The following is a 7,924-nucleotide window of genomic DNA, read 5'->3' as shown; positions in this document are numbered from 1 at the left end:
GTCGACTCCTCCGCCGTCCACACCTCCGCCCACCACGCCCCCGCCGTCGACTCCTCCGCCGACGACGACCCCGCCGGCGGGCGCCGGCTGCACGGCGACGTACTCGATCACCAACCAGTGGCAGGGTGGCTTCCAGGGTGACGTCCGGGTGACCGCCGGGGCCAGCGCCATCAACGGCTGGACGGTCCGCTGGACCTTCGCCAACGGCCAGTCGGTGACGCAGTTCTGGAACGCCACGGTGACCGGCAGTGGCGCCACGGTGACCGCCCGCAACGTCGACTACAACGGCCGGCTCGGCGCCAGGGCCAGCACCAGCTTCGGCTTCCTCGGCAGCTGGAACGGCACCAACTCGGCCCCCGCGGTGACCTGCACCGCGAGCTGACCGACGTACCGCCACACCGGTGGCCGGGTCCGCGCGGACCCGGCCACCACCGCATCGGTACGCCCGCACGGGCTGAACTCGCCGCTCGCCGCTCGCCGCTGGCCCGCTCGCCGCCAGCTGGTGTCCTCGGGACGCCCTTTGCTCTGCTTCACTCCACGCACTGTTCCGCCACCGAATTCGATGCGTGCGTTGAAGCAGAGCAAAGGGCGCGAAGGTGGAACCTGGTCCGGCCGGAGTCGCCGGCAGCAGCTCAGGCGAGGCGGGCGGCCCGCATCAGCAGGTAGTGCTGCTCGGGCAGGCTCGCGGTCAGCCCGGCGGCCGTCCGGTACCGCGCCACCGCCCGGTCGTGGTCACCGGCCATCTCGTACAGGTGGGCGCGGGCGGCGTGGAGGCGGTGGTGACCGACCAGCCTGGCCTCGTCGTCCAGCTTGTCGAGCGCGGCCAGGCCGGCGGCCGGCCCGTGCACCATGGCGACGGCGACCGCCCGGTTCAGGGCCACCACCGGGCTGGCCGACAGGCCCTCCAGCACCTCGTAGAGCGCGAGGATCTGCGGCCAGTCGGTCTCCTCGGCGGTCGGCGCCTCGTCGTGCAGCGCGGCGATGGCGGCCTGCACCTGGTACGGGCCGACCGGCCCCCGGGGCAGCGCCCGGGTGACCAGCGCGATGCCCTCGGCGATCGCGGTCGCGTCCCACCGGCCGCGGTCCTGTTCGGCCAGCGGGATCAGCTCGCCGGAGGCTCCGGTACGCGCCGCGCTGCGGGCCTCGGTGAGCAGCATCAGCGCCAGCAGGCCGGCCACCTCGCTATCGTCCGGTAGCCGGGCGTGCAGCGCCCGGGTCAGCCGGATCGCCTCGCGAGCCAGGTCGATCCGGTGCAGACGGTCCCCGGCGCTGGCCACGTGCCCCTCGGTGAAAACCAGGTAGAGCACGTGCAGGACGGCGGCGAGCCGGGCCGGCAGGTCGGCCGGCTCGGGCATCCGGAACGGCGTACCGGAATCCCGGATTCGTTGTTTGGCGCGGCTGATCCGCTGCGCCATGGTGGCCTCCGGCACCAGGAACGCCCGAGCGATCTCGGCCGTGGTCAGGCCGCCGACCGCCCGCAGGGTGAGCGCGATAGCCGAGGCGGGCGACAGCGCCGGGTGGCAACAGAGCAGGAGCAGCACCAGGGTGTCGTCGCGGTCCGCGGACAGTTGCGCGTCGACCGCCGGTACGCTGCGCCGGTCCACCGGCTCCCGCCGGGCGGCCAGGTCCTCCCGGGCCCGGCGGGCCTGCTCGGCGCGGACCATCTCGATCATCCGCCGGTACGCGACCTGGATCAGCCAGCCCCGCGGATTGTCCGGTACGCCGTCCTCAGGCCACTGAGTGGCGGCGGCCAGCAGGGCCTCCTGCACCGCGTCCTCGGCGGTGGCGAAGTCGCCGAACCGGCGGGCGAGCACGCCGAGGACCTGCGGCGCGAGTTCGCGCAGCAGGTCCTCGGTCAGCGTTTCTCTCGTCACACGTCCTGCGGCGGTGCGGACATCACCGGGTGCACCTCGATCGGCATGTTGAGCGGCGCGCCACCCGGCCCGGGGGCGGTGGAGATCCAGGCGGCGATCTCGACCGCACGCTCCGGGGTGTCGACGTCGACGACCCAGAAGCCGGCGAGGAACTCCTTCGTCTCGGCGAACGGCCCCTCGGTCACCACCGGCGCGCCACCGGCACCGGCGCGTACGATCTTCGCCTGCGCCGGCCCGGCGAGCCCCTGCCCGTCGACCCACTCGCCGTCGGCGACCAGCTTGGCGTTGACCTCGCCCATGAACCCGATGTGGGCGCTGATCTCCTCCGGCGTCCAGGTGTGGATCTGCGGGAAGTCGGTCCCGGCGGCGCTGAACTGCATCAGCAGCATGTACTTCACGGCTGTCTCCTCACGGCTGCGCACCCATCATCGGTGCTTCCACCCTCAGGTAGAAGCCGCCACCACCGTTCTCGACATCCGCGCCGGAAAAATTTCTGGCATTCCCGTGCCGGCGTGTCGTGCCACTCGGATGCAGACGATCAGGTGTCGCAGCACCGGGCGGCTCGCCGGTGCTGGGCGATTCCCAGCGATCTCACAGCACCGGTCGATAACCTGCGCTGGTCAGCGTCCGGCTCCTAAAGGGAGTACGGGCACCAGACCCTGCGGGAGTTCCGATGGTCTTCAAGAAGATGTTGAGCGCGTTCGGTGTGGGCGGTCCCAGTGTGGACACCGTCCTTGCCAACCCGAACACCCGGCCCGGGGAGACCCTCGAGGGCCAGGTCAACCTGGTCGGCGGGGAAGCCCCGGCGAACATCGAGCAGATCGTCGTCGGGCTGGTCACCCGGGTGGAGATCGAGCGGGGCAACAACGAGCACGGCGGCGTCATGGAGTTCCACCGGCAGGTGGTCGGCGGCCCGCTCCAGCTCGCCCCGAAGCAGCAGCTGTCCATCCCGTTCCAGGTTCCGGTGCCGTGGGAGACCCCGATCACCGACCTTTACGGTCAGCGCCTGCCCGGCATGACCATGGGCCTGCGTACCGAGCTGGCGATCGCCCGGGCGGTCGACAAGGGCGACCTCGACCAGGTCAGTGTGCACCCGCTGCTGGTGCAGGAGCGGATTCTGCAGGCCTTCCTCCAGCTCGGCTTCCGGCTGAAGTCGGCCGATCTCGAGCAGGGCCGGATCCACGGCGTACCGCAGATGCTGCCGTTCTACCAGGAGATCGAGTTCTTCGCCGCGCCGCAGTACGCGCAGGTCGTCAACGAGCTTGAGCTGACCTTCGTCACCAACCCCAACGGCATCGACGTGGTGCTTGAGTGCGACAAGCGGGGTGGCTTCCGCGCGCCCGGCCCCGACGCCTTCGGGCACTACCAGGTGGGGCACGGCGAGGCCGACGGCCACGACTGGGCGCAGGTGGTCGACGGCTGGCTGCGCGAGACGATCGAGCGTTTCGGCGCCATGCGGGCCCAGGCGTACGGTGCCCCGCAGGGCTTCGGTCCGCAGGGTTACGGCGCTCCGCACGCCGCTCAGCCGGGCTACCCGCCGCAGGGTGTCCCGCCGCAGGGCTACCCAGCCCCGCACGCCGCACCGCCCGGTTACCGGCCGCCCGGTGCGCCGGCCTACGGCGCCCCGCACGCGGCGCAGGGCTATGGCGCTCCGCAGGGCTACGGCCCGCCGAACCAGTACGGTGCCCCGCAGCGGCGTAGCGGCCCCGGGATGGGTGGGATCGTGGCCGGCGCGGCGCTCGGTGCCGCCGGTGGCATGCTCGCCGGTCACATGATCGGTAACGCCTTCGACGGTGGCGAGGAGCAGGTCGCCGAGGCGGCCGGTGACCTCGGCGGCGCCGAGGACTTCGGCGGCGGCGACTTCGGTGGTGACTTCGGCGGCGGCGACTTCGGGGGCTTCGAGGAGTTCTAGGCCGTCTAGACAGGACGGTGGCCCTCCGGGAGAGATCCCGGAGGGCCACCGTGCTTTTACGCGCGGAGGTCAGTGACCCCGCTGCCGGCGCTCGGCCATGGAGCGCCGCTGGCTACCGGCCTTCGCCAGACCTCGGCTGACGAGGTAACCGATCGTCAAGAGGGTAATGAAGAACCACGACTGGGTCGGGTTGTTCAAGTTCAGCCCGTTCGCGGTCGTGCCCTTCCAGAACGCGGAAATGACCACAAGGGCGACGGCGGCCGCGTAGATCCAGAATTCCGTCGTCAGGAGCGACTGCTTGGTCTCCGTACCCGGTGACGGCATCTGTTCCCGATGCCCGTCGTGCATCATCGGCATCGGACGGGTCGGTGCCTCCTGCATGGCCTGGCGATTCTGCATGTCCTGCTGCGGCCGGTTCATCGGCCTGGTGGATGCAGCCTGCGTGCTCATCTGTCCTCCTCAGGATGTGATGAGTCCTGCGATCCCTCGCCCCGCTGCCGCGTGTCGGCCACGGCACGGTTTCTCGTTGCCGGCGGGGGCACGACGCGTCTACCCGTTGCGTCCGGGGCAGTAACGCGGGCCTGTCAGCCGGATCGGCGGCGGTCGGCGCGGACGGCGACGCTCAGCAGCCGAGGACAGTCCGAGGGGCACGCTCACGACCAGGGTGATCCCGGTGCCCGACGCCGAGGCCGGATCGTGGGCGGCGTACGGGATCACGTTCGGGCCATGCCGGGCCGGCACGGGCCGTACGTCCGGTATGCCGGGTCTCGCCGGGGTGCCAGTCTCTCTTTATGGGGCGGCCGGGCGCCGGGGGAGAGAGGTGCGGTGGCCCGGCGGTGCGGGTTTGTCGCCGCGGCCACCGGGCACGCAGAGAGACCGACGCTTCTGCGAGGTGATGGATCGTGCGTGAGGACGACATGCGACAGGACGCCGCCCGCCGGGCCGAGGAGCGGATCGCCGGCGGCGTGTACGGCGAGGGCGCGGTGGACGAGGTGACCGTGCCGCCCACCGATGTGGAGAGTGCCATCCAGCGCGACGATGTGGACGATCCGGCGGATGTGCCGATCGACCCCAACGTGTTGCGCGACGGTGGGCCCACCGGCGGACAGGGCGCGATCACCACGACCGGCGGTACGGCCGGGCCGGCCAGTGCCCGCCGGTTGGCCCGGCAGCCGGAGCGGCATCGGGGCAAGGTGGCCCCGACCACGACGGGTGACGCCACCACCGGTGGGCTGAGCACCCCGTCCGGCGGCAGCACCAGTGACCAGTCCACGCCCGCCACCCACGTGGGCAGCTTCGACTGATCCACGCACCACCCGGCCCGGCCCGATCCATCGGGCCGGGCCAACCCGGTTGATCAACCAGGGTGCGGATGGGTCAGGGGTTGGGGGTGAGGGTGGTCAGGCGTTGGGTGGCCCGGGTCAGGGCCACGTAGAGGTCGCTGCGGCCACGGGGGGACTCGGCGACGATGCGGTTAGGGTCGACCACCACCACCGAGTCGAACTCCAGGCCCTTGGCCTCGGCGACGGTGAGCACCACCACCCGGCCCTCCAGGTCGGGCTGCTCACCCACGGCCGCCTCGGGCAGCGCCGCGGTCAGCGCGGCACCCAGGTCTTCGACCCGGCCGGCCGGCACGATCACCCCGAGCCGGCCGTCGGTCAGCCCAGCCGCCTCCGCCGTGGTGACCTCGACCAGTTCCGCCGCCAGCCACTGCGCCGGCACGCCGCGCGAGACCGGCACGAAGCCGCTGGAGCGGACGGCGCGCGGTGGGCGCAGCGCCGGGTCGATCTCGGCCAGTACGCCCGCGGCGACCTCCATGATCTCGGCGGGGGTGCGGTAGCTGACGGTCAGCTCCGCCAGCCGCCACCGGTCCGCCACGTAAGGCTCCAACGCCTCCGCCCACGACGGCGTGCCGGCCAGCGCACCGGTCTGCGCCACGTCACCCACGATGGTCATCGAACGGCTCGGGCAGCGGCGCATCAACAGCCGCCAGGCCATCGGCGACAGCTCCTGCGCCTCGTCGACGATCACGTGGCCGAACGCCCACCCGCGGTCGGCCGCCGCGCGTTGCGCGGTGGTCAGCCGGTCCGCCTCCTCCTGCCGTTCCAGCAGCCGGTCGGCGTCGATCAGGTCGGTCACGCCGAGGATCTCGCCGCCGTCGGCCTCGTCCTCGACGTCGATGGAGCGGGAGCCCCGGGCGATCTCCAGCACACCCTCGGCGTACTCGCGTTCCATCGCGCGGATCCGCTCCCGGCGGGCGGCGGCGGCCCGGTCGTCCTCGCCGAGCAGCTCCGCCGCCTCGTCCAGCAGCGGTACGTCCGCCGGCGTCCAGCCGCCCGGTTCGCGGTGCAGCGCGGCCCGCTCGTCGGCGCTGAGCATCGGCGCGGCGGTGGCGATCCGGTCGGTCGAGGCGTACAGGTCGGCGAGCAGGCGCTGCGGGGTGAGTACCGGCCACAGCTCGTCCAGCGCCGCCCGTACCTCCGGCTCCTCGCGCAGCTCGCGGCGGATCTCGGCGACATCCGCCTCGTCCAGCAGGTTCTCCCCGCCCAGCGGGTCGGCGCCGATCCGTTCGGCGACCTGGTCGGCGAGCGCGTGCACGATCTCGATGTCGAATACCGCGCGGGCCAGGTTGTGCGGTCGTCCGCTGCGGCGGGCCCGGTCCCGGGCCGCCCGCACGGTCGCCGGGTCGAGCACGAGCAGTTCCCGCTGCGGCAGCTCGATCTCCCGCGGCTCGTCGGGCACCCGCTGCCGGTCGCGTACCGCGTTGGCCAGCACCTCGACCATCACCGACCGTCCCTTGAGGGCGGCGGTGGTGGCGGGCTCCGCACGGCGGGCGCTCACCCCCGGGAAAAGGTCGCCCTGGGTACGCAGCAGCACCCCTGTCTCGGCCAGCGCGGGCAGCACCTGCGAGATGTAGCGCAGGAAGGTGACGTTCGGGCCGACCAGCAGCACACCCCGGGTGGACAGCTCCCGGCGGTGGGTGTAGAGCAGGTACGCCGCCCGGTGCAGCGCCACCGCGGTCTTGCCGGTGCCCGGGCCGCCCTGGACCACCAGCACCCCGGGCAGGTCGGCCCGGATGATGTGGTCCTGCTCGGCCTGGATGGTCTCGACGATGTCGCGCATCCGCCCGGTGCGGCCGGCGTTGAGTGCGGCCAGCAGCGACGCCTCCCCGGTCAGCTCCTCGTGGGCGGTGGGGGAGGCGGTGGCCAGGTCGAGCACCTCGTCGTTGACGCCGATCACCTTGCGCTGCCGGGTACGCAGGTGCCGGCGCCGCCGGATGCCCTGCGGGTTGGCGGCGGTGGCGAGGTAGAAGGCCCGGGCGGCCGGGGCGCGCCAGTCCATCAGCAGCGGGTCGTAGTCACCATCGGTGTCGAAGATGCCGATCCGGCCGATGTAGTGGCGGTCGCTGTCGTCGGTGTCCAGCCGGCCGAAGCACAGGCCGTTCTCCACCGCGGCGAACTGCTCGACCTGATCGGCGTACATCTGCACCGCGCCGTCGCGTTGGGAACGGGCCTGCAACGTGCCGCCGGTCGCCCGCAGCTCGTCGGTCAGCCGCCGGGACGCCTGCTCCCGCAGGTTGTCCAGGCGCTGGTAGAGCATCGAGACGTACTCCTGCTCGCGGCCGATCTCGTCGTCGGACGGCGAACCGCCGGAGTGCCTTGACAATCCGTCTCCCAAATGGCTAGAATTCGAATTCAGAACGGCTTTATGGGCCGTTCTTTTTTGTGCCTGAACTCGTAAAGATACCGCGTGCCGAACGCCGGAACCAGGCACCACCGATCCCGTCACACCATCGCCTTTCCGACCGTGCCGGCCCCGGTCAGCGACGCTTGGTGCAGACCTCGCCGGAGCGGGCGACGGTGTCGGTGGACCAGACCACCGCCACCGTGAAGCAGTAGTCCAATCTGCGGTCGAGGCTGTAGACGACGAAGCTCTCGGTGCCGGCGGGCAGGTCGGCGAAGGCGTTGCGCGGCTGACCGTTCCGGCCACCCGAGATGATCACCGGCCCCTCGCTCCCGGCCGGGTAGGTCCAGCTCAGCGTCACGCTGTCGCGATTGTCCTGCAACGAGAGCCCGGTGGGCGGGGCACCGGGCTCTCGTTGCAGGACAATCGCGACAGCGTGACGCTGAGCTGGACC

General features: G+C 72.0%; 7 protein-coding genes and 1 pseudogene. 3 read left to right on the top strand and 5 right to left on the bottom strand.

The genetic code is table 11. The features are described from left to right. Positions 1-382 (top strand): cellulose binding domain-containing protein (locus C1I95_RS29930; protein WP_199523976.1); only part of this gene is annotated, 382 nt, incomplete at its 5' end. Between the two features lie 250 nt (positions 383-632). Here C1I95_RS29930 and C1I95_RS29925 read toward each other — a convergent pair. Continuing rightward, positions 633-1,874: an RNA polymerase sigma factor gene (locus C1I95_RS29925; protein ID WP_111218909.1), complete on the bottom strand. Its 1,242-nt coding sequence runs from the start codon at positions 1,872-1,874 to the stop codon at positions 633-635. Next, a complete protein-coding gene (locus C1I95_RS29920; RefSeq protein ID WP_233513972.1) occupies positions 1,871-2,263 on the bottom strand; it encodes a YciI family protein in 393 nt (130 codons plus the stop codon). The genes C1I95_RS29925 and C1I95_RS29920 overlap by 4 nt, the downstream gene beginning before the upstream one ends. A gap of 284 nt (positions 2,264-2,547) precedes the next feature. Between C1I95_RS29920 and C1I95_RS29915 the strand changes: the two genes are divergently transcribed. Further along, positions 2,548-3,786: a sporulation protein gene (locus C1I95_RS29915; RefSeq protein ID WP_111218905.1), complete on the top strand. Its 1,239-nt coding sequence runs from the start codon at positions 2,548-2,550 to the stop codon at positions 3,784-3,786. Positions 3,787-3,855: 69 nt separating this feature from the next. On the opposite strand, the gene C1I95_RS29910 is transcribed toward C1I95_RS29915, so the two are convergent. Beyond that, positions 3,856-4,236 carry a hypothetical protein gene (locus tag C1I95_RS29910; RefSeq protein ID WP_111218903.1) on the bottom strand — a complete coding sequence of 127 codons (381 nt, stop codon included), beginning with the start codon at positions 4,234-4,236 and terminating at the stop codon, positions 3,856-3,858. A gap of 452 nt (positions 4,237-4,688) precedes the next feature. Between C1I95_RS29910 and C1I95_RS29900 the strand changes: the two genes are divergently transcribed. Next, on the top strand, positions 4,689-5,090 hold the full coding sequence (locus C1I95_RS29900) for a hypothetical protein (RefSeq protein ID WP_111218901.1): 402 nt from the start codon (positions 4,689-4,691) through the stop codon (positions 5,088-5,090). Between the two features lie 73 nt (positions 5,091-5,163). Here the strand turns inward: C1I95_RS29900 and C1I95_RS29895 are convergent, their stop codons facing one another. Then, entirely contained in the window at positions 5,164-7,452 is a 2,289-nt protein-coding gene (locus tag C1I95_RS29895; RefSeq protein WP_111218899.1) for a HelD family protein, read from the bottom strand. A gap of 154 nt (positions 7,453-7,606) precedes the next feature. Next, positions 7,607-7,924 (bottom strand): annotated as a pseudogene (locus C1I95_RS29890) (tetratricopeptide repeat protein); the annotation flags it as partial.

Origin of the sequence: Micromonospora craterilacus, from assembly GCF_003236315.1 — a bacterium.
Classification (GTDB): domain Bacteria; phylum Actinomycetota; class Actinomycetes; order Mycobacteriales; family Micromonosporaceae; genus Micromonospora; species Micromonospora craterilacus.
This window is presented reverse-complemented; position numbering and strand designations above follow the sequence as displayed.

Excerpts from the sequence above, each read along its gene's own strand:
- C1I95_RS29910 (WP_111218903.1), bottom strand. The coding sequence starts at position 4,236 with ATGAGCACGCAGGCTGCATCCACCAGGCCGATGAACCGGCCGCAGCAG.
- C1I95_RS29920 (WP_233513972.1), bottom strand. The coding sequence starts at position 2,263 with ATGCTGCTGATGCAGTTCAGCGCCGCCGGGACCGACTTCCCGCAGATC.
- C1I95_RS29915 (WP_111218905.1), top strand. The coding sequence starts at position 2,548 with ATGGTCTTCAAGAAGATGTTGAGCGCGTTCGGTGTGGGCGGTCCCAGT.